The sequence below is a fragment of the Micromonospora sp. PLK6-60 genome (assembly GCF_019890675.1).
In the GTDB taxonomy this organism is placed as follows: Bacteria; Actinomycetota; Actinomycetes; order Mycobacteriales; family Micromonosporaceae; genus Micromonospora.
In genome coordinates, this window is sequence record NZ_JAIOAA010000014.1 from 114,404 (window position 1) to 135,407 (window position 21,004).

Annotated in this window: 20 protein-coding genes; 4 read left to right on the forward strand and 16 right to left on the reverse strand. The window is 75.2% G+C overall.

The window, feature by feature from the left end; translation table 11 throughout:
• The 5 genes from K7640_RS23085 to K7640_RS23105 all read right to left on the reverse strand — a co-directional run bounded on the left by K7640_RS23085 (window position 1) and on the right by K7640_RS23105 (window position 5,232).
• On the reverse strand, window positions 1-909 hold the full coding sequence (locus K7640_RS23085) for a hypothetical protein (protein ID WP_255609781.1): 909 nt from the start codon (window positions 907-909) through the stop codon (window positions 1-3).
• A gap of 101 nt (window positions 910-1,010) precedes the next feature.
• Window positions 1,011-1,322 carry a MazG-like family protein gene (locus tag K7640_RS23090; protein ID WP_222956978.1) on the reverse strand — a complete coding sequence of 104 codons (312 nt, stop codon included), beginning with the start codon at window positions 1,320-1,322 and terminating at the stop codon, window positions 1,011-1,013.
• Between the two features lie 94 nt (window positions 1,323-1,416).
• Entirely contained in the window at window positions 1,417-2,055 is a 639-nt protein-coding gene (locus K7640_RS23095; RefSeq protein WP_255609782.1) for a hypothetical protein, read from the reverse strand.
• A gap of 34 nt (window positions 2,056-2,089) precedes the next feature.
• A complete protein-coding gene (locus tag K7640_RS23100; RefSeq protein WP_308042640.1) occupies window positions 2,090-3,874 on the reverse strand; it encodes a DUF4012 domain-containing protein in 1,785 nt (594 codons plus the stop codon).
• A 104-nt stretch (window positions 3,875-3,978) separates the two neighbouring features.
• Complete coding sequence (locus K7640_RS23105; protein WP_222956981.1) at window positions 3,979-5,232, reverse strand: glycosyltransferase family 4 protein; 1,254 nt, start codon at window positions 5,230-5,232, stop codon at window positions 3,979-3,981.
• A gap of 147 nt (window positions 5,233-5,379) precedes the next feature.
• Between K7640_RS23105 and K7640_RS23110 the strand changes: the two genes are divergently transcribed.
• A complete protein-coding gene (locus K7640_RS23110; RefSeq protein WP_222956982.1) occupies window positions 5,380-5,934 on the forward strand; it encodes a low molecular weight phosphatase family protein in 555 nt (184 codons plus the stop codon).
• Here K7640_RS23110 and K7640_RS23115 read toward each other — a convergent pair.
• Window positions 5,915-7,387: a polysaccharide biosynthesis tyrosine autokinase gene (locus tag K7640_RS23115; protein WP_222956983.1), complete on the reverse strand. Its 1,473-nt coding sequence runs from the start codon at window positions 7,385-7,387 to the stop codon at window positions 5,915-5,917. The genes K7640_RS23110 and K7640_RS23115 overlap by 20 nt on opposite strands.
• A gap of 236 nt (window positions 7,388-7,623) precedes the next feature.
• Here K7640_RS23115 and K7640_RS23120 point away from each other — a divergent pair, with 236 nt between their 5' ends.
• Both K7640_RS23120 and nhaA read left to right on the forward strand, forming a co-directional pair.
• On the forward strand, window positions 7,624-9,432 hold the full coding sequence (locus K7640_RS23120) for a polysaccharide biosynthesis protein (protein WP_222956984.1): 1,809 nt from the start codon (window positions 7,624-7,626) through the stop codon (window positions 9,430-9,432).
• 129 nt (window positions 9,433-9,561) lie between these two features.
• Window positions 9,562-10,881 carry a Na+/H+ antiporter NhaA gene (gene nhaA / locus K7640_RS23125; protein WP_222956985.1) on the forward strand — a complete coding sequence of 440 codons (1,320 nt, stop codon included), beginning with the start codon at window positions 9,562-9,564 and terminating at the stop codon, window positions 10,879-10,881.
• Window positions 10,882-10,953: 72 nt separating this feature from the next.
• Here the strand turns inward: nhaA and K7640_RS23130 are convergent, their stop codons facing one another.
• From K7640_RS23130 to K7640_RS23175, 10 genes are all read right to left on the reverse strand, one after another.
• A complete protein-coding gene (locus tag K7640_RS23130) occupies window positions 10,954-11,160 on the reverse strand; it encodes a hypothetical protein (protein WP_222956986.1) in 207 nt (68 codons plus the stop codon).
• Window positions 11,157-11,468, reverse strand: a complete 312-nt coding sequence (locus K7640_RS23135) for a hypothetical protein (RefSeq protein WP_222956987.1) — start codon at window positions 11,466-11,468, stop codon at window positions 11,157-11,159. Before K7640_RS23135 ends, K7640_RS23130 begins: the two co-directional genes overlap by 4 nt.
• On the reverse strand, window positions 11,465-11,827 hold the full coding sequence (locus K7640_RS23140; protein WP_222956988.1) for a DUF1622 domain-containing protein: 363 nt from the start codon (window positions 11,825-11,827) through the stop codon (window positions 11,465-11,467). The genes K7640_RS23135 and K7640_RS23140 overlap by 4 nt, the downstream gene beginning before the upstream one ends.
• Window positions 11,828-11,863: 36 nt before the next feature.
• Window positions 11,864-12,451 (reverse strand): TMEM165/GDT1 family protein, encoded by a 588-nt coding sequence (locus K7640_RS23145; RefSeq protein ID WP_222956989.1) that lies wholly within the window; start codon window positions 12,449-12,451, stop codon window positions 11,864-11,866.
• A gap of 241 nt (window positions 12,452-12,692) precedes the next feature.
• Entirely contained in the window at window positions 12,693-13,658 is a 966-nt protein-coding gene (egtD, locus tag K7640_RS23150) for an L-histidine N(alpha)-methyltransferase (protein ID WP_222956990.1), read from the reverse strand.
• Window positions 13,659-13,722: 64 nt separating this feature from the next.
• On the reverse strand, window positions 13,723-14,517 hold the full coding sequence (gene egtC / locus K7640_RS23155) for an ergothioneine biosynthesis protein EgtC (RefSeq protein WP_222956991.1): 795 nt from the start codon (window positions 14,515-14,517) through the stop codon (window positions 13,723-13,725).
• Window positions 14,517-15,848, reverse strand: a complete 1,332-nt coding sequence (gene egtB, locus K7640_RS23160) for an ergothioneine biosynthesis protein EgtB (RefSeq protein ID WP_222956992.1) — start codon at window positions 15,846-15,848, stop codon at window positions 14,517-14,519. The genes egtC and egtB overlap by 1 nt, the downstream gene beginning before the upstream one ends.
• Window positions 15,845-17,080 (reverse strand): ergothioneine biosynthesis glutamate--cysteine ligase EgtA, encoded by a 1,236-nt coding sequence (gene egtA / locus K7640_RS23165; RefSeq protein WP_222956993.1) that lies wholly within the window; start codon window positions 17,078-17,080, stop codon window positions 15,845-15,847. The genes egtB and egtA overlap by 4 nt, the downstream gene beginning before the upstream one ends.
• Window positions 17,081-17,442: 362 nt before the next feature.
• The gene (locus K7640_RS23170; RefSeq protein ID WP_222956994.1) at window positions 17,443-18,327 is read right to left on the reverse strand and encodes a hypothetical protein; all 885 of its coding nucleotides are present in this window, start codon (window positions 18,325-18,327) and stop codon (window positions 17,443-17,445) included.
• 16 nt (window positions 18,328-18,343) lie between these two features.
• Entirely contained in the window at window positions 18,344-18,979 is a 636-nt protein-coding gene (locus K7640_RS23175) for an RNA polymerase sigma factor (RefSeq protein ID WP_222956995.1), read from the reverse strand.
• Window positions 18,980-19,538: 559 nt separating this feature from the next.
• On the opposite strand from K7640_RS23175, the gene K7640_RS23180 reads away from it, so the two are divergent.
• Window positions 19,539-20,948: a serine/threonine-protein kinase gene (locus tag K7640_RS23180; protein ID WP_222956996.1), complete on the forward strand. Its 1,410-nt coding sequence runs from the start codon at window positions 19,539-19,541 to the stop codon at window positions 20,946-20,948.
• Window positions 20,949-21,004 lie beyond the last annotated feature (56 nt).

Here is a 21,004-nt window from a genome sequence, read left to right on the forward strand (position 1 = left end):
TCAGCCCGCGCCGACGGTGACCGTGTCCGCCCCGGCCACCAGGTCGACGTAGAGCCGGTCCACGCTGCGGTCCCAGCCGGGCGAGCTCATCACCTCGCCGGCCGCGACCCCGTCGCGGCGCTCGCCGGGCAGCGCCAGGGAGCCCGCCCCGGCGGCCACCCGGACCCGCACCGGTGGCACCGGCTCCGCCAGCCGGACGGCGAACTGGTTGACCCCGCCCGTCATCCGCACGGTAAGCGTCCCGGCGAGCGGGGGCAGCCGCAGGTCGATCCGGTGGGCGCCGCCGATCAGGTCGACCCCGGCCACGGCCCGGGCGGCGCCGAGGTCGACAAGCGCGTCGTGCACCCCGCCGACGAGCCGCAGCCGCCAGGTGACCCGTGAGCTGAGCAGCACCTCGACGGCGGCGGGTCCGGCCGGGGCGCCGGGTTCCAGCCCCAGCCGCACCCGGTCCCCGAGCACCTCGGGCCGGGGCCGCACGCCACCGTCGACCGCGGCGCTGATCCGGTACAGGTCCGCGCCGAGGTCCGCCACCCGGACGGTGATCTCGGTGCTGCCGTCGGCCAGCTCGAACGTGGCGCGCCGCCGGCCGCCCAGCGGGGCGGTGAACGCCTCGGCGGCAGCCGCCGCGACCGCTCCCGCACCGCCGGCCGCGACCGGCCCGGAGGGCGCCGGACGGGGTCCGCCGCTGAAGGCGACCCCGAGCCGTTCGGGATGGGCGACGGTCTCGGTCACCGCGGCCGCCCCCACCGCCAGCACCACCACGGCGGCGGCGGCGAGCAGTCGGGGGGTTCGCGACGGCCCGCCCGGCGGGTCGGGCCGCCGCGCCGCTGCCGGGGCCGGGGACGCCGGCGCGGGCTCCGCCGGTGTCGTGGTCGGACGCTGACCGTTGTCGTGCCCCGGCACCGGCATGGTGATCCCCTTCTCGCGGTCCCCCCGCCTGGCGATACGTACCCGGGGCGGGTTCGGATCACTCACCACCGGCGCGGCGTTCCCCGGCGTCGGCGTCGGGGTCAGGACGGCAGCCGGCGCTGGACCTTGGCCGCGCAGTCGGAGACCGTCGTCCGGGAGTCGAAACCCAGGCTCTCGATCGCCACCAGCGCGGTGAGGACCACGTCGGCGAGTTCCGCGGCCACCTCCGCCCGGGTGTGCGTGACGCCCTTGCGCGGGTTCTGGCCGAGCACCCCGATCCAGGCCCCGGCGGCCTCGCCGGCCTCCTCGGTGAGCTTGAGGATGCGGGCGGTCAGCTCGGTGGGGCCGGTGCCGTTCGCCGCGTCCAGCCAGGTACGGGCGGCGCGGGCGGCCGCCCAGATCGACTCGTCCATCCGACCAGTGAACCCGACGCGGGCGGCGCGGACGCGCGGGTGCCCGCCGGACCGTGGTCCGGCGGGCACCCGCGTCGGTCGTGCGCTGCGGCCGTCACCTCGTCCCGGTGTCGAACCGGCGGCGCCGCCAGGCCATGGTGAGCAGCACCATCACCGCGCCGGCGGCGAGCAGGCCGCCACCGACCTTGAGCGGCGTGCCGAGGCTCGAGCCGGTGACCGGCAGGTGGTGCGGCGGCCGGTGGGTCGGCTTGTGGGTCGGCGGCCCGGCGATGACGGTCACAGAGGCGCTGGCCCGGCGGCCGGACGAGTTGCCGGTGGCCGTGAAGGTCCACACGCCCGGCCGGGTCACCCGGTACTTGAAGGTGAACGCGCCCGCGGCGTCCACCTGCACGGTGAAGCGCCTCGGTGGCGTTCTGCCGGTGAGTTCCGACGGCGGGGTCGTGATCGGTGCGTACGCCACGGCCGCCATCGCGACCACGGTGCCGTCGCTGCGCCGGGCGGTCCCCGCGGCGGGCGCGGCGACCGGCAGGCCGGTGGTGGTGACGGTGATGGTGGCGATCTCGCCGGGCAGGAAGCCGGAGCCGACACCCGTGACGATCGTGCCCGGCGGGACGGTGCCCGGGGCGACGGTGAGGTCCGGTGGTCCGGGGACGTAGTCCGGTGGTGGTTGCGGCACCGCCGCCCCCGCCGCGGTGGGCACGGCCGCCACGGCCAGACCCACCGTTAGCGCCATGATGATGCGGGATAGCCGCATGGTCGGTTCCCTCCTACTGTTCACAGCTCGGTGCGCTGACAACTTGGGTGGTCCAGGGGGTGGCGGTGGGGGTGAGCCGCAGCTCGGCGGTGCCGGCGCCGGTGCGGCCGGTGAGCAGGCCGACGTCGAGGGTCCGGGTACGCCCGGGCGGCACCTCGACGTTGGCGACCGCCACCTGACGCCGGCGGTCGTACGCGCTGCCGAGCCCGATCGCCCGGCCGTCGAGCTTGCCGTCGACGACGCTGCCGCCGGCGGGGCTGTAGACGGAGACCAGGGTGCGGATGGTGTACGGGTCGCCGGCCTTGCCCAGTCCCAGCACGGACGTGCTGAGCCCGGATCCGGGAGCCGCGGAGCGCAGCGTGAACCGCAGGCGCAGCTCGCGCCGGCCGTCGGTGCGGCAGCGGCCGACGGTGAGCGTCGCGCCGGGGCGCAGGTAGTAGCCGAGCTTGGCGCCGCTGCCGTCGTTGAGGAAGATCCCCACGGTCGGCACGACGTCCCGCTCGGGCAGCACCCCGCTCAGGCGGGTGTCCCGCAACATCTTCTGCTCCTCGGATCGGGCACTCCAGAACAATAGCCGTCGTTCAGCAATTGATCGGTCAAAAGCCGACAAAAGCGCCCTCGGGTCAATCTTCCGCGCGAAGAGCGCGTCGAACACCGCACCCGCCGAGGCGGCGTAGTAGGCGTCCTGCTGCCGGCCGTCCAGGTCGCGGTAGGCGTCGCTGAGCAGGGTGCGCACCGCCCGGTCGCCGGTCAGCGTCGGGCCGCCGGACACCGGGACCGGGCCGGTCGCCGCGAGCAGGTACGACAGCACCACCGGGTCGACGGCCAGCACGCCGTCGACGCTGGACCCGGTGCGCCGCTGGAACATCTCCCGGTAGAGCGCCGCCGCGGTCGGGAAGTCCGGCACGAGGTTGACGTCCGCCCCGTACGAGCCGGGCAGCTCACCCCAGAGCGCCCGCGCGGACGCCGGGGCCGGCACCGGCGGGTCGAAGCGGCCGAACTCGGCGCTGGTGCCCTGCCGGACCATCCGGATCCGCCCGTTCTCGGCCCGCAGCACGGCGTACGCGCCGAACATGCCGCCGGTGGCCCGCAGCTCGGCGAGGTTCTGCGAGACCAGGAGATAGCTGCGGACGCCGTCGGCGCCGAGCAGCGGCGGCAGCAGCGCGGCGCCCTGCCGGGCCGCACCGGTGAGATTGGCCAGCCGGTCCATCTCCCCGCGCAGGTCGCTCAACGCCCGGCGCACCTGGCTGACCAGCGTGCCCTCGGGCACCGCCGCGAGCCGGGTCCGGGTGGCGCGCACCACCTCGTCGGCCGCGCCGATCTCGGCCGACACCGCCCGCAGCCGGCCGAGGTCCAGCCGCCCCTCCTTCGGCACCAGCGAGGCGAGGTCGGTGCGCAGCAGGCTGGGGAACGCCTTCCGGGCGAGGTCGTCGACGGCCGCCGCGATCTCGCGTACCGCGGCCAGGTCGTCGCCGGCCCACGGCGCCCGCTGGCCCAGCCACCAGGCCGGCCCGGCGGTGGCCGCCCGGGCCTTGGCGGACTGCTCCTGCAGGGCGGCCAGGGTGCGCTGCCCGCGGTCGACGTCCCCGCCGACCACGTCGGCGCTCAACTGCCGGGCCAGCCCCGCCGCGTTCACCAGGTGGGCGCGCGCCTGCCAGCCCTGGAAGGCGACCCAGCCGACGCCGAGCAGCAGCAACGAGCCGACCACCAGGGACGCCAGCAGCGCCCGGCGGATCCGGGCGCGCTTGCGCCGACGGGCCCGGGCCCGCCGACGATTCGAACCTGCCGTGTCCGACACGCCACACTCCCGCAATAAACGGACAGAAATAATGAAACGTCGCCTTTCTAGCATGAATAACGAGCGAATGGCGGGGATATCGCCGGAGTAGCAGGGAAAGTCCTTTACACGGGCATGGTTCGCATTCGCCGTGCACCGGTCCGGGCCGCCTCGGACACCTCGTGCAGCATCCGCTCGATCCGGTCCACCCCGGCGGCCAGCGACATCTCCCGCTGGTACGCCTCGCGGCCCCGGCGCCCCATCTCCAGCCGGGCCGCTTCCGGAATGGTCGACGCCAGCCAGAACCGGTCCGCCAGCGCGGCCCAGTCCTCGGGCGCGCAGGACAGCCCGGCCCGGGCCCGCTCCACCAGCTCCACCGTGTCGCCGCCGGCCGAGGCGATCACCGGCGCGGCGCAGGAGAGCGCGGCCTGCAGCTTGCCGGGCACCGTCCCGCGCAGCTCCGGCCGGTCGCGCAACATCACCAGCTGGTAGTCGGCCGCCGCGTAGAGGTCGGGCATGTCCAGCGCCGAGCGCCGTTCGACGAACCGCACGTTCTCCGCCCGGAGCTGGTCGGCGAGCCCCCGCACCCGCCGCTCCTCCGGTCCGGAACCGACCAGGACGAGATCCATCCGGTCGCCGAGCGCCGCCGCCGCCCGCACCGCCGTCTCCAGGCCCTGCCGCCGGCCGATCGTGCCGGCGTGCATCACCACGCCGCGGCCGTCGCGGCGGATCAGACCGTGGGCCGCCGGACTGGGCCGGACGGGGCGGAAGATCCGCTCGTCGGTCCAGTTGAGCACCAGTCGGACCCGCTCCGGCGCCGCGCCGGCCGCCACCACCAGGTCCCGCATCGACGGCGCGGTGACCGCGAGCGCGGCCGCCTCCCGATAGACCCGCGCCATGGTGACGCCGATCCGGCCCGCCCAGCGCCGCCGCTCCGCGTCCTCGGCCGCCTCGTCCTCCTCGGCCCAGACGTCCTGCACATGCAGGACCGTCGGCACCCGGCCCAGCCTGCGCAGCAGGCCGGCGGTGGCGAAGGCGGTCGGCGGGAGGTGGAAGACGTAGAGCGCGTCGATGCCGGCGAGGTAGCGGCGGCCGATCAGCGCCGCGCTGCCGGCGAAGGAGAGGTACGCCGCCCGCCGGGCGCCCGCCGAGCCGTCCCCGCGGGCGTACCTCGGCACCCGCCGGACCGTCAGGCGCTCGCTGTGCGTCTCGTGCCGCCACCGCTGGCGCCAGCCGGGATAGACGTGGCCGCCCGGGTAGTCCGGAAAGCCGGTCAACACCCGCACCTCGTGGCCCCGCGCGGCGAGTTCCTCGGCCAGGCTGCCGGGGATGAACGCCGGTTCGGGCGGGAAATGGTACGACAGAATGCCGATCTTCATCCCGTTCCTCCGCTTCGCACTCGCCCCTCCGGCGCGGCGCGGCCCGGGGTCGGCCTCCGGTCCACGTAGGATCCCGGCAGCCCCTCCCCGACCACCGGCCGAGCCGACGCCGCCACCCCGCCGACGCCACCGTCGAGAGGGGCCGTCATGGCCGAGCGCATCCTGTTCGTCTGCCACGCCAACCTGTGCCGGTCGCCGATGGCCGAGTACCTGGCCGGGAAGCTGATGGCGAAGCTGCCGGTCGAGGTGTTCAGCGCGGGCACGGCCGCGGTGGACGGCCACCCCATGCATCCGTACGCGGCGGACGTCGCCGCCGGCACCGGCGCCGACCCGCACGCCTTCCGCAGCCGCCGGCTGTCGCCCCGGCACCTCGCCGAGGCGGGATTGGTGCTGGCCGCCAGCCGCCGCCATCGGGCGCTCTGTGTCTCCCTCGCTCCCGCGGCCCTGCACCGGACGTTCACGCTGTACCAGTTCGCGCGGTTCGCCGAGAGCGCCGGCCGTCCGGCAGTCGGGGCCGGCGGCCTGCTCCCGGCGGTGGTGCGGGCCGTCGCCGAGGCGCGCGGCCGGGTGCAGCCGGCCCCGCCCGAGGACGACGACATCCGCGACCCGGTCCGCGGCACGCCCGAGGACTTCCGGCGCTGCGCCCACCGCATCGAGACCGCTCTGCTGCCGGTCGCGGCGCTCATCGAGGCAGCCGGGTGAGGTGCTGGGTCTCGCCGTCGACCCGGTCCGCCCGACCGGAGCGGGTCCGCCCCAGGTCGGTCGCGGCCCGGGCCCGGTCGACCGGTACCCCCGCCGGCTGCGCGGGCACCAGCACCTTGTAGCTCTCGTAGCCGTACGCGTCGACCTTGGCGATCTTGGCCATGTTGAGGACGCAGCCGAGCAGCCGCACCGAGACCGACTGCAGCGCCTGGGCGGCCGCGGCGACGTGGTTGCGATCCGTCCGTCCGTGCTGGCTGACCAGCAGCGCGCCGTCGGCCTGCACCGCCACCACCACCCCGTCGGTGACGCTGCGCAGGGGCGCGGTGTCGATGACCACGATGTCCGCCGACTGCCGCAGCACGACCAGCAGGTCCGCCATCGCCTTCGAGCCGAGCAGCTCGCTGGGGTTGGGCGGCGCGGAGCCGCTCGGCAGCACCAGCAGCGACTTGTCGCCCCAGCGCTGCACCACGTCGCCGACCTGCACGTCGCCGAGCAGCACGTCGGTCAGGCCGACCCCGGACTCCAGGCCGAGGTAGTCGGCGACCTTCGGCCGGCGCAGGTCGGCGTCGACCAGGGCGACCCGCCAGCCCGCCTCGGCCAGCGCGATGGCCAGGTTGCAGGCGAGGGTGGTCTTGCCCTCGCCCTGCAACGCGCTGGTCACCGCGATCACCCGCGCGGGCTCGTGCACGTCGACGAACCTCAGGTTGGTCCGCAGCTTGCGGACCGCCTCGGCGCGGGCCGAGTGCGCCTGGTCCCCCACGATCAGCGGCGCCGAGCGGGCCGCGCCGTCGAAGGGGATCTCGCCCAGCAGCGGGCTGCCGGTGACCCGCTGGAGGGTCAACGAGTCGCGCAGCCGGGTGTCGAGCCGGCTGCGCAGCACCGCGAGCGCCACGCCGGCCAGCAGCCCCAGCAGCGCGCCCAGCGCCAGGTTGCGGACCGGCTGCGGGGAGACCGGGGCGGAGCCGACCCGGGGGCCGCTGATCACCTCGATCTTGATGGTCGGGCCACCGCCGCCCGGCGGGGTCTCGACCTGCTTGACCAGGTCCACGAAGCCGGCGGCGACCGCCTCGGTGAGCTTGAGGGCGCGCGGGGCGTCGGTGTCGGTGACCGTCGCCCGCAGCAGCACCGTGTCCGGCACCACCGACGCCTGAATCCGGGCCTGTACCTGGTCCGCGGTGAGCCCCAGCGGCGCCTTCGCCACCACGCCCTGCGCCAGCCGGTCGCTGCGCAGCAGGTCGATGTACGACTTGACCCGCTGCTGCATCAGGAAGTTGCCCTGGTACGCCTCGCCAACCCCCTTGCCCGGGGTGGTCACGAAGAACGTCGCGGTGGCCTCGTACCGGGGCTGGGTCCGCACCGTGACGAGCGCGGACACCCCGAGGGCCAGCATGACGGTGAGCACCATGATCCACCAGTTGCGGCGGACCAGGCGCAGGCTGCTGCGCACATCCATCAGGTCGGCCTCCCGGCGCGGCGGACAACACGGCTGAGCTGCACGAAAACCCCCTAGTAGGCATTAACACCGTGTAAGGATGGAAACCCCGCACACGGCGTCTTCGTTTCCTAACCGAATGTAGACGAACACGAGCCCTCATTAGCCGCAAACCCCTCGGGCGGTTCTATAGCTACCAAAGGGAGACAACGGTGCCCGTATCGCCAACCTCGTCCGGCCCCGTCACGCCCATCACGATGAATCGACGCGCCCGAGCCCTGTCTCTGTTAACGCTGGACACGGCCGCCTGGTGCGCCGGATTTCTGGCCGCCGCGGCCACCCGGTACGAGTGGGATCTCACCGGGCACACCGCGACCGTCGCGGTGATCGCCGCCCTCGCCTGCGTCGCGGTGCACACCGGCGCCGAGCGGATCCGGCTCGCGGTCTGGGGCCGGCACCCGGTGGGCAGCGCGGCCGAGGCGCGCGACCTCGCCGTCACCGGCACGCTGGCCATCGCCGCCGCGCTGGCGGTGCTCCTGCCGATGGACGTCCGACCGGTGCCGGCGAGCACCCCGCTGGTCGGTGGCGCGGTGGCGATCCTGCTCATGACGGGCGGCCGGGCCGGGTTCCGGTTCCACCGGGAACGGGTCCGACCGGCCCGCGCCGCGGCGTCCCGGGCGCTGATCTACGGGGTGGACGGCACCAGCGAGCGGCTGGTCCGGGTGCTGCTCGCCGACCCGGCCGGCCGGTACCGACCGGTCGGCCTGCTCGACGACGACCGGGACAACCGGACCCTGCGCCTGGCCGGGGTGCGGGTGCTGGGCGGGCGCGAGCAGGTCGGCGACGCCATCCGGCTCACCGGCGCCGACACGGTGATCTTCTCGATGGCCGGCGCGGCGCCCGAGCTGATGCGCGACGTGCGCGCCCGGACCCTGCAGGCCGGCGCCGCGTTCAAGGTGCTCCCGCCGGTGCACGAGCTGCTCGACCGGCCGGTCGCGGTCTCCGACGTCCGGGACATGCAGATCACCGACCTGCTCGGCCGGGCGCAGCGGGTGGCCGAGCTGATGGTCGACCGCAACGGCCTGGCCGGCCGGCGGGTGCTGGTCACCGGCGCGGGCGGTTCGATCGGCTCGGAGCTGTGCCGACAGATCGCCCGCTGCGAGCCGGGCGAGCTGATGATGCTCGACCGGGACGAGTCGGCGCTGCACGCGCTGCAGATGTCGCTGCACGGCCGGGCCCTGCTCGACGGGCCGGAGCTGATCCTCGCCGACATCCGGGACCGGGACGGCATCACCCGGATCATCGCCGACCGGCAGCCGGACGTGGTCTTCCACGCCGCCGCGCTGAAACACCTCACGCTGCTGCAACGGCACCCCGGCGAGGCGGTCCTGACCAACCTGCGGGGCACGCTGAACGTGCTGGAGGCGTGCCGGGACGTCGCCGAGTTCGTGAACATCTCGACCGACAAGGCGGCCGATCCGGTAAGCGTGCTCGGCTACTCGAAGCGGATCACCGAACGGCTCACCGCCCACTACGCCGACCTGTTCGGCGGACGCCACCTCAGCGTCCGGTTCGGCAACGTGCTCAGCAGCCGCGGTTCGGTGCTCACCGCGTTCGAGGCGCAGCTGCGGGCCGGGATGCCGATCACCGTCACCCACCCGGACGTGACCCGGTACTTCATGACCGTCCAGGAAGCGGTGCAACTGGTGCTCCAGGCCGCCTCGATCGGCCGGGGCGGAGAGGCGCTGGTGCTCGACATGGGCGAGCCGGTCCGGATCGCCGACGTGGCGCGCCGGCTCGCCGCGGAGGCCCCCGGGCACAGCGAGATCGTCTTCACCGGCCTGCGGCCGGGCGAGAAGCTGCACGAGGACCTGTTCGGCGCCGACGAGGTCGACACCCGACCGCTGCACCCGCTGATCTCCCACGTGCCGGTGCCCCCGCTGCACCCGGACGAGATCCGCGCCCTCGACCCGTACGGCGAGCCGGACGAGCTGATCAAGCGGATGGAACTGCTCTGCGCGCAGCCGGTCGACCGGCTGTGGGGAGTGCTGCCCACCCCCCGGTGAGGGGCAGGTCTCGGCGCCGCGACTCGCCACCGCGGCCGCGGCCCGGATAGGGTCGGGTCCAGGTGTGCCGGGAAGTCTGGTCGGCGGTGAGTTCCTGCCGTCCCCGTATTCCCGAGGTGAAGCACGCCCATGACCAACCCGCCCACCGGTCCGACCCGCTCGAAGCGGCACCGGCTCCTCTCCCGCGGCTCCTGGCCGGAGGCCCGCTTCCTGGGCGACGTGCTGCGCACCGAGACCGTCGGCGGTGGCCTGCTGCTGCTCGGCGCGGTGCTCGCCCTGCTCTGGGCCAACTCGCCGTGGGGGGACTCGTACGTCGCGCTGGCCCGCTGGGTGCCCTGGCCCGGCGGCGCCGGGCTGCACCTGGACCTGGACCTGGCCCAGTGGGCCGCGGACGGGTTGCTGGCGATCTTCTTCTTCGTGGTCGGGCTGGAGCTCAAACGCGAGTTCGTCGCCGGCGACCTACGCGACCCGCGCCGCGCCGCGCTACCGGTGGTGGCCGCCATCGGCGGCATGCTGGCGCCCGCGTTGATCTACGTGGCGGTGAACCTCGGCGGGTCGGGGCTGCGCGGCTGGGCGATCCCCACCGCCACGGACATCGCCTTCGCGCTGGCCGTGCTGGCCGTGATCGGCTCGTACCTGCCGCACGGGTTGCGCGCCTTCCTGCTCACCCTGGCCGTGGTGGACGACCTTCTCGCGATCAGCATCATCGCGGTCTTCTACACCGCGGACTTCAGCCCGCTGCCGCTGCTCGCGGCGCTGGTCCCGATCGCCGCCTTCGGCCTGCTCGTGCAGCGCCGCAAAACCTGGTGGTGGGCGCTGATCCCGCTGGCCGTGCTGGCCTGGACGCTCGTGCACTTCTCCGGGGTGCACGCCACGGTGGCGGGGGTGCTGCTCGGCTTCACCGTGCCGGTGCTGAGCCGTAAGGGCAGTGGCCCGGGGCTGGCCGAGCACCTGGAGCACCGCTGGCGGCCGGTGTCGGCCGGCTTCGCGGTGCCGGTGTTCGCCTTCTTCGCCGCCGGCGTCTCGCTGCGCGACGCCGACCTGGGCGCGGTCTTCACCGACCCGGTGGTGATCGGCATCGTGGCCGGTCTGGTGCTGGGCAAGACGATCGGCATCCTCGGCTCGACCTGGCTGCTGGCCCGGTTCACCCGGGCCGAACTGGACGAGGACATCCGCTGGGCGGACCTGCTCGGGGTGTCCCTGCTGGCCGGCATCGGCTTCACCGTGTCGCTGCTGATCGGCGAGCTGGCGTTCGGTGTGGGCAGCGCCGAGGACGACCGGGTCAAGACGGCCGTGCTGACCGCCTCGGTCACCGCGGCGGTGCTGGCCGCGGTGGTGCTGTCCCGGCGGAACGCGGCGTACCGGCGCATCGCGCTGCGCGAGACCCGCGACGCCGACGCGGACGGCGTGCCGGACGTCTATCAGGAGCGGCCGGTCCAGGGCGGCTGACGCCGCCGTCCCGGTTCCGGGTACCCCAGGTGGGTCCGGGGCGCGGTCACCCGCGCCCCGGACCCACCGGGCTCACTCGCGGCGCTGCGGGGTCCGCCGCTCCGCCCGTTCCGCGGTCTCGTCGCTGAGCGCGTCGGCCGCCGGTTCGGTGAGGTCGTCACCGGGTACGGCCACCGCCTCGGCCAGATCCTGCTCGTCGGGGCGACCCCCGGGCGGGGGCTCGGGGGCGGTGGCCCCGCCAGCGAAGCCGTACTCGTTGGGTTCGTCATGCCGGCTCATGCGGTATTCCTCCCGTTATATCCGGTCTCACCGTGCCGCCAGGTCAGACCGTGATCGTTCCCGCCGCCGGACCGGCGAAACAACGCGGGCGGCCCGGTCGCCAGCACCGCCCAGAGCAGCCGGCGCACCATGATGATCAGCGCGGCCCCGGCCAGCTCGGTCCAGCCCTGGTCGACGGTCAACCGCAGCAGGCCCGCCGCGGTCAGCAGGTCCAGCAGCACCCGCAGCGCGGCCCGCCACGAGCGGCTGGTCACCAGCGCCACCACGGCGCAGACCAGCGCCAGGGTGGTGACCAGGGTGCCGATCACGACGGCGGCCCGGTCCGGCCCACCTGCTGCTGCTCCTGGGCGATCTCCCGGCGCAGGAAGTAGTTGAGCGCGGTCCGGATGGTGGCGATCGCGGCCAGCTTGGCGATCTGGTCGAAGGTCGGCGACACCGCCGTACGCAGGATGTCCGCGGCGAGCTGGAACTCCAGCCCGAGGGTGAGGAACCGGCCCAGGGACAGCCGGATCGGGGTGAAGACGGCGGCGTCGCGGCAGCGCAGCCCGTCCACCACGAACCGGAGGGCCGCCCAGGCCGCGCCGACGAAGATGATCAGGGCACCGGCGATCTCCACCGCGGTGACCAGTACCTGGTCACCGCGGTGGAGCAGCTCCTCCAGCCTCACCCCGCAGCGTTACCCGCGCAGTCGGGCGGTAGGCCATCAGGTCAGCTCGCGCACCGCCTCCAGGATCAGCCAGAGGCCGCAGATGGCGAAGAGGATGGCGGCGCCGTACTTGATGGTCTTCTCGGGCAGCTTCCGCCCGAGCAGCCGCCCGACCAGGATGGCCAGCGCGTCCGCGGCGACCATGCCGATCGTGGAGCCGAGCCAGGTGCCGAACCAGCCGTACTTGGTGGCCAGCGTGATGGTGGCCAGCATGGTCTTGTCCCCCAGCTCGGCCAGGAAGAACGCGACGCCCACCGTGATGATGGCCGACTTGGTGGACCGCTCGGCCTTCTGCCGCTCCGCCTCGGTCAGCTCGTCCCCGCGCAGGGTCCAGGCCCCGAAACCGAGGAAGGCCAGACCGGCGATCAACGAGATCCAGCCGGTCGGCAGGGCGGCGCCGAGGCCGTAGCCGATGCCGACCGAGGCCAGGTGCACCACGGCGGTGGCGACGGTGATGCCGATCAGCACCGGCACCGGCTTGAAACGCGTGGCGAACGTCAGCGCCATCAACTGGGACTTGTCGCCCAGTTCGGCGACGAAGATGACGCCGAAGCTGACCACCAGCGCGACGAGGAAACCCTCCATGACAACCCTTCCCGATCCGAGCCGGGAGGAGGAACGGGGGTGCCCTCGACCCGGCTGTGACAGCCTGAGTCGAAGGTCTCGCCCGCCCCGGAACGGGGCCGCGTGGCCGGATGCGGAACGCACCAGTATGTCGACCACGACATTGGGGGCTACTCCCCTTCGCGCCGCCAGCCTAGCCGACCCGCGGTCGGTGGGCCGGCCGGGGTGAACGGGTTCACCCCGGCCGGCCTCCGACGTCGGCTCAGTCGGCGCGGGCGAGCGTCACGCCGAACAGGCCGTCCGGGTCGGTCCAGAAGTCGTGGGTGACGAAGCCGGCCGCCGCCAACTCGGCCGCGATGCCCGCCGGCCGGAACTTCGCGGAGATCTCGGTCCGCAACTCCTCCCCCTCGGCGAACTCGACGTCCAGGTCGAGCACCCGGGTCCGGATCGGGCGCCGCGCGCGCAGCCGCATCTCGATCCACTCCTGCTCCGGGTTCCAGATCGCCACGTGCGCGAACGCCGCCGGGTCGAGGTCCGTGCCCAACTCCCGGTTGATCACCCGCAGCACGTTGCGGTTGAACTCGGCCGTCACCCCGGCCGCGTCGTCGTACGCCGGGACGAGCACGCCCGGGTCCTTGACCAGATCGGTGCCGAGCAGCAGCCAGTCGCCGACCTCCAGCGCGGCGCGCATCGCGGTGAGGAACTCCGCCCGCTCGATCGGCAGCAGGTTGCCGATCGTGCCGCCCAGGAAGGCCACCAGCCGCCGGCCGCCGGTCGGCAGCCGGTCCAACTGCCGGGTGAAGTCACCGACGATGCCGCGTACCCGCAGGCCGGGATAGGCGGCGGCGATCTGCGCGGTGGACTGCCGCAGCGCGCTGACCGACACGTCCAGCGGCACGAACGTGCCCAGCCCGCCGCGGCGGGTGAAGGCGTCCAGCAGCAGCCGGGTCTTCTCCGACGACCCCGACCCCAGCTCGATCAGGGTCTTCGCCCCGGTCGTCGCGGCGATCTCACCGGCCCGCTCGGCCAGCACCGCCCGCTCGGCGCGGGTCGGATAATACTCGGGCAGCCGGGTGATCTCGTCGAACAGTTCGCTGCCCCGGGCGTCGTAGAACCATTTCGGGGGCAGCCACTTGGGGCGCGCGGTCAGCCCGGACCGGACGTCCTCCCGCAGGCTCCGCCCGATGTCCTGCTCCGCCAGATAGATCTCCAGTGGTTCCGCGCTCATCGGCTGTCCTTCCCCGTCGACCGAAACTGGCCACGTACCTGGTCCTTCGGCGGCCGGGCCGCCGTCATGCGCCCGCCAGGGCGTCGATCCGGGCCCCCGCCGCGGTGGCCACCACCAGACGACCCTCCGGCACCGCCTGCCAGCCCGGCTCGTCGTCCAGCGGTTCGGAGGCCACCAGCACCGCGTCCGCGCCGGCGCGCACCGACAGGGCGTGGCCCGCCACGCTGGCCACCACGGTGTCCCCGTCGGTGAGCAGCAGGTTGAGCCGGGACCCCGGGGCCGCCGCCCCGACCGCGGCGACGGTGTCGGCGACCGCCTCCGCCGGCGACGCGCCGGCCCGCAGCCGGTGCCGCACCAGCGCCCAGAGCAGCGCGGAGTCGGTCGGCGCGTCGAGGGTGAGCAGGTCCCGCACCGGCAGGCCGGCGGCGAGCGCCGCCACCGAGTCCGGCCAGCCCCGGACCACCCCGTTGTGGCTGAACAGCCACCGGCCCTCGGCGAACGGCGCCGCGGCGGTGGCCGTCACCGGCATGCCGACCGTCGCCGAGCGGACCGCCGCCAGCACCGCGCCGCTGACCGTGGCCACCGCCAGCTCCGGCAGGGTGGGATCGCTCCAGATGGGGGTGCCGCGCCGGTACCGGACCGGCTCGCCGCCGCGCGCCGGCCCCGCCTCCGGCCCGCGGCGCGGCCCGGGCGCCGGCTCGCGCGGGTACCAGCCGACACCGAAACCGTCGGCGTTGATCGTCCCGCCGCCGCGCATGTCGCGCGGCGACCACGACTGGCGCAGCAACGAATACGGTGGGTCGAACAGCAGCGTCCGCAGGCTGACCGGCGGCCCCAGGTACGCCAGGTGCCGGCACATCAGCCGTGCGCCTCCTCGGCGCGGGCGTCGCGGGCGCACCGGAAGCCGCTGAAGATCTGCCGCCGGATCGGGTAGTCCCAGTTGCGGAAGGTCCCCCGGCAGGCCGACCGGTCGGTGCCGAACGACCCACCGCGCAGCACCCGGTGGTCGTCGCCGAAGAACACCTCGGAGTACTCGCGGTAAGGAAAGGCGGTGAAGCCGGGGTGGCCGCGGAACGCGGTCGAGGTCCACTCCCACACGTCGCCGATCAGCTGGTGCACGCCCAGCGGCGAGGCGCCCGCCGGGTACGCGCCGACCGGCGCCGGCCAGAGGTGCCGCTGCCCGAGGTTGGCGTGCGCGGTGGTCGGGTCCTCGTCGCCCCACGGGTAGCGCCGGGACCGCCCGGTGGCCGGGTCCCAGCGGGCCGCCTTCTCCCACTCGGCCTCGGTGGGCAGCCGCTTGCCGGCCCACGCGGCGTACGCCTGCGCCTCGTGGAAGCAGACGTGCACCACCGGCTCGTCGTCGCGGACCGGGGACCACCGCCCGAACCGGCGGTACGCCCAGCCGTCGCCGTCGCGCCGCCAGTGCATCGGGGCGGTCAGCCCGGCCTCCACCCGGTGCCGCCAGCCGGCCCCGCTCCACCAGCGCGGCTCGTCGTAGCCGCCCTCGGCGATGAACCGGCGGTACTGCCCGTTGGTCACCGGGGCCGCGTCGATCACGTACGCCGGCAGGTCGACCACGTGCGCCGGCCGCTCGTTGTCCAGCGCCCACGGGTCGGTGGAGGTGCCCATGGTGAACGGCCCGGCCGGCACCAGCACCTCGGCCCCGACCCGGGCCCGCGGCTCCGGGGGCGGCGCGGCGGCCAGCACCGGTGGGCCGGAGCGCAGTTGGTGGGTGGCGAGCATGGTCTCGTCGTGCTGCTGCTCGTGCTGCACGATCATCCCGAACGCGAACCCGTCCACCACCAGGTCACGGTCGGTGAACCGGATGCCGTCCAGCAGGTCGTACACCTTCTCCCGGACCGTGCCGACGTACGCCCGGGCCTCGGCCGGCGGCAGCAGCGGCAGCGCGGGCCGGTCCTTGCGGGGCTGCTTGAACGCGTCGTACAGGTCGTCGATGTCGCGGCGCACCGGCTCGCGCCCGCCGACGTCGCGCACCAGCCACAGCTCCTCCTGGTTGCCGACGTGGGCCAGGTCCCAGACCAGCGGCGACATCAGCGGCGAGTGCTGGCGCGTCAGGTCGGCGTCGTCCACCGCGTCGGTCAGCAGGGCGGTCCGCCGCCGGGTCCGGTCCAGCTCCGTGCCGATCCGGTCGCGCAGCTGCTCGGCGTCGAGTTGGTCGCTGACGGTCACCGCTGTCCCCTCTCCGCGGCGGCGAGCCGCCGCCGGATACCTCGGCTGATCTCCTCGTACGTGTCGGTGGGCAGGCGCAGCCCCGGCAGGGCCGCCAGCGCCAGGTCGCACAGCGTCGCCGCGGCGGCGGCCAGCGGCGGGTCGGTCAGGCCGTACCGGGCGGCGGCGTGCCACCGGCCGGCCACCGGGCGGGCCGCGGCGAGGGCGGCGCGGACGGTGCCGGGCTCGGCGAAGAGCGCGGCGAGCACCGCCAGCGGGATCCGCCAGTCCCGGCCGGGCTGGGCGTCGAGATACCGGATCTCCAGGTAGCCACGGGGCCGGACCGGTGGGAAGAGCGTGCTGACGTGGTAGTCCAGGTCGTCGGTGGTGGGTGGTCGGGGCAGCCCGCCGGCCAGCCAGTCGGCGAAGGTGACCCCGGCCGGCGGGGTCCAGTCGGCGCCGTCCCCCCGCAGGCACAGCAGCGGCGCCGCGAGGACGTACTCCGTCCAGGCGGCGACCGGGTCCCGGTCGGCGCCCGACGGCGACCACACCGGGCGGGTCCGGGCCGGGTCGATCGCCAGCCAGGCCGCCATCCGGGCGGAGGCCCAGCCGGTCCGCCGCCCGGCGTGCCGGTCGGCGGTGGCGAAGGCGGCGACCAGCGGCGGGCCGACGGCGTGCGCCGCGGCCCACCGGGCCGGCAGCTCGCCCGGTTCCCCGGCGTCGAGACAGACCTGCAGGCCGGCGGTGCTGTACATCATCGTGCGGCCGGCAGCGCCACGCCGGTCGAAGACGCATCGCATGGCCCGGTAGCGGGGGGTCTCGACGACCGGCCGCGGGCTGCGCCACGGGTCGATGCCGGTCCGGCCGAGCACCAACCCGGCGTCCGCCAGCAGGCCGCTCACCTGGCCGACGTCGGCCTCGGTGGCGTCGATGAGCGCGGCGACCGAGGGTCGGGGCGGGCTGGAGACCTCCAACTGGCCACCGGGCTCGAGCGTGACGGCGCTGCCGTGGGCGAGCGGCTCGGTGGGACTGCCGCGGTCGAGAGTGGTGGGGGTGTGCGGCCCGAGGGCCGCCCGCAGCCGATTCCCGTCCACCGGGCGGGCCGGGTCGGCGGCGTCGTGCACGGTCCATTCCAGTTCGACGCCGGTGAAGACCGGAGGCCCGGTCTTGAAACAGATCCGGGCGAGATGCCGCGCCGCGGCGTCCGCCTCTCGCAGGATCGTGGTCCGGTCCAGTTCGGGCGACGTCACCAAGGGGCCGGCTCCTTCCCAGGGCGGGGTCCACCGTCCGCCGCCCACGCGCCACCGTTGTCGGCGGACGCGTACGCGGCCTCACCATCTTCTGTCTAGCAGACGAATGTTGCGCACCCGTCCGGACGAGTTTTTGTCCGGATCGGTGGGCACCCCGCGCTGACCGGGCCGGACGCGCCACCCGCCGCCCGCCGGGCCGGTCGGCCGGTCACCGGTGCTGAGCTGGGCGAGCCGCCGTGCCGCACCGTGGCCGATCGACTCCATCGGAAGGCCCCACCAGCCGCATTCCGGCCCGCCGAGGTGGGGTGTGGACGTGACGACGGTCGCCCAGGGCGCGGCGCGTGTCGTCGAGCGCGTAGGCGGGGTCAGCCGTCCTGGCGGCCGGCCGGGGGGACGACACCCGGCGGGGACGGCCGGTTGGCGGGGGCCGGTGTCGCGCGGTTGGTGGCGGCGGCGGGCGTGGCCCGGTTGGCGGCGGCGGGCGTGGACTTCCGGCCGGCGGGCGAGGCGGACGGCCGGCCCTTTGCCGGGGGGCCGGTCACCGGCGGCGTCCGGCTCGCCCGCGGTGCGGGCGAGCTCTCGCCGGCGGGGGTCAGCCGGCCGCAGTAGTCCGCCACCTGGTCAGCACCGCCGGCGGCCTCGACCAGGACCCGGAACCCCGGCGTCCGCAGCGCCCGCTCCCGCCCCTCGGCGGACTTCGCCAGGTACGCGCGGCACAGGCCGGGCAGCTGGGCGGCCTCGGCCGGGCTCGACGGCCGCGGACCGCCACCGGGGCCGGTTCCGCCGCCGGGGCCGCCGGTGCCCGGCGGGGTTCCGTCGGTCGTCGACCCGCCCGACGGGCTGCCGCCCGTGGGCGCGCCACCCGACGTCTCGCCGGACGGGGCCGGGCTCGAGGTGGCCGGACCGGGCGGTGGGCCGGGCTCCCGGTCGATGGTGACCGCCGCGAAGGCCACCCCGGCCGTCGTGGCCGCGGCGACCCCGGCGATCCAGGCGACCGCACCGGTGGTGAGCCGCCGCCGGCCGGGCGAGCCGGCGGGCACCGGCGCCGGATCCCGCCGGGCCGCCCGGAAGGCGGCCAGCGCCTGCTCCTCGCCCGCGACCTCCCGCGGGCTGGGCGGCGCGGCGGCGGCGGCGAGCAGCCGGGCGACCGGGTCGTCCGACGGACGCGGAGCCCGGGCGGCGTCGAGCATCCGCTCGCTCTCGACGCGGTCGGCGGGCCGGCCGGACCGGTCAGGGCGGCGAAAGATCATCCGAAGTTTCCTCATCTCAACCGTCCGCCGGTTCGGCTCGCGGCGTCTCCCGCGCCGGCCGGCCGCCGGCGCGGGGCCGCGGCGGCGTCCCCTCGGCCGTGACGGGCGGTGGGGACAGGTCGTGTCGTTCCATCAGGGCGGCCAGTCGGCGCAGGCCACGGTGCGCCGCGGTACGCACGGCGCCCGCCCGCCGGCCCAGCACCCGGCCGGCGGTCTCGGCGTCCAGCCCGACCACCGCGCGCAGCAGCACCGCCTCCGCCTCGCGCGGCGGCAGGGTGGCGATCAGCGCCAGCGCGGCCTCGGTGCCGATCGTCTCACCGGCGCGTTCCTCGGTGTCGGCGTCCCCGGCCAGTTCGCTGAGGGCCTGCACCGGCACCGGTAGCGCCGGGCGGCGGCGCTGCCGGCGCAGATGGTCCATCGCCCGGTTGCGGGCGATGGTCACCGTCCAGGCCCGGAACTCGCCACCGGAGAAGGTCGGCAGGTCACGGGAGATCTGCAGCCAGGTCTCCGACGCGACGTCCTCGGCGTCGGCGCCCACCAGGGCGGTCAGGTAGCGCAGCAGGCCCGGTTGCAGGGTGCGGTAGAGGAGGCGGAAGGCCTCCTCGTCACCCGCCTGGGCGGCGGTGACCGCCTCGTTCAGCTCACCGGTCATGGATCCGCCGTCCCCGCCGTTCGCGCCGCCCGGACGAACCCGCGACGAAGCCGCGTGCCCCTGCCGTGCGGTCCGGTTTCCGGACCCCCACCCCCACCTCAGCCCTCCGCCGACCTGATCGCCCCCATGTCAGCCGGCCCGGCCGGCGGATCGGCGCCCGCACCGACCCCGCGCGGCATCCGGCGCGGCGCACCGGAGCCGGGTAGCCGGCCCGAGCCGGGCTAACGGTAGGAGCGGACCCGGTCGGGAACAAGCCGACATCGACGGCCGCCGGAGTGACATATCTCAACTCCGGGACACGGTGTGTCGACGTAACAGGAGAGGAGCCGTCGGCGCTGCCTGCCGCCCGGTCGGTGGACCACCTCACTGAGAATGACCGTTCTGGCAGCGTAACGGGCTCCTTGGTCGTTTTGCGTCACCGCTCGCCTGCGCGCCGTGACAGGATAGCCCGGCCGGCCCCGGCGGTCACCGGCGCACCGAGCCGCCCCCGAAACGCCCCGTCCGGCCCGCGGTGAGACGGGCGCACATGCTTTCCGACGGCCCTGGGTACCGTAGTCGGGTGTTGTCTTCGGAGGTCGTACTCAGCGGTCGGTACCGCCTGGACGAACGTGTCGCCACCGGCGGCATGGGTGACGTCTGGCGCGGCACCGACCAGGTGCTCGGTCGGCAGGTCGCGGTCAAGGTCCTGCTGCCGGCACTGGTCTCCGACCCCGACTTCATCGCCCGGTTCCGGGCCGAGGCACGGATCATGGCGGCGCTGCGGCACCCCGGGATCGTGCAGGTCTTCGACTGCGGCGAGGACGACCTGCCCGACGGCAGCCGGGCCGACTACCTGGTCATGGAGTTCGTCGAGGGCGAGCCGCTGTCCCGCCGGATCGAGGCCGCCGGCCGGCTCGGCGTGGCCGAGACCATGTCGGTGGTGGCGCAGGCCGCGCAGGCGCTGAACGCCGCGCACGCCGGCGGCATCGTGCACCGCGACGTCAAGCCGAGCAACCTGCTGGTGCAGGAGGACGGCACCGTCGTGCTTGTCGACTTCGGCGTCGCCCGGTCCGCCAACGTCACCAGCATCACCAGCACCAACGCGGTGCCCGGCACCGCCCTCTACATGGCGCCCGAGCAGGCCTCCGGTCGGCCCGTCTCCGGCGCGACCGACATCTACGCCCTCGGCGCGGTGGCCTACTGCTGCCTCACCGGCTCCCCGCCCTTCACCGGCGACAACCCGTTGCAGGTCGCCGTCCGGCACCTGGACGACGAGCCGCCGGCGCTGCCCGACGACATCCCCGAGCCGGTCCGGGAGCTGGTCTACCGCGCGCTGGCCAAGGACCCCGCGGACCGGTTCGCCACCGGGGCGGCGATGGCCGACGCGGCCCGGGCCGCCGGCGCCGACCCGTCGGCAGCGACGGCCGTGACGCCGGTGCCGCTGCGCGGCGCCACCGCCGTCACCGCCACCACGCGCGACGACCTGCCCGTGGTGCGCCCGGCGGCGGCCTCGGCCGGCCGCGGCGCCCGGCGCGGGACGCTGATCGGCGCGGTCGCCGCCGTGGCGGTCGCCCTGGCGGGCCTCGCCGCCGCGCTCGGCGCCTACAAGCCGCCGCCGACCGGCGAACCGGCCGTGGACATCAGCTCCACCGCCCCGGCGGCGATCCCGAGCGGCCAGTCCGAACCGCGGCAGGGCGGCGGCGGTACGTCGGAGGACGAGGCCGTCCAGCCGATCGGCCGCCCCGGTGGCGGCGGTGAGCGGCGGCCGACGTCGTCGCCGACGGCCACCGCGCCGCCGACGACGGCCAGGCCGACCTCGACCACGTCGCCCGCGCCCGCCGAGCCGTCGGCCACCCGGGAGCCGGAGCCGTCGGCCACCTCCACGTCCGCGCCGCCGCCCGACCCGGCGCCCAGCACCACCACCGACCCGCCCGCCACCCAGGACCCGCCCCCGGCGGAGCCCACGGTGTCCCCGGCGGCCGGGGACTGACCGACCTGGCGAACGCCCGGTCTGCCCTCGGATGGCGGACCGGGCGCTCGGCCGGA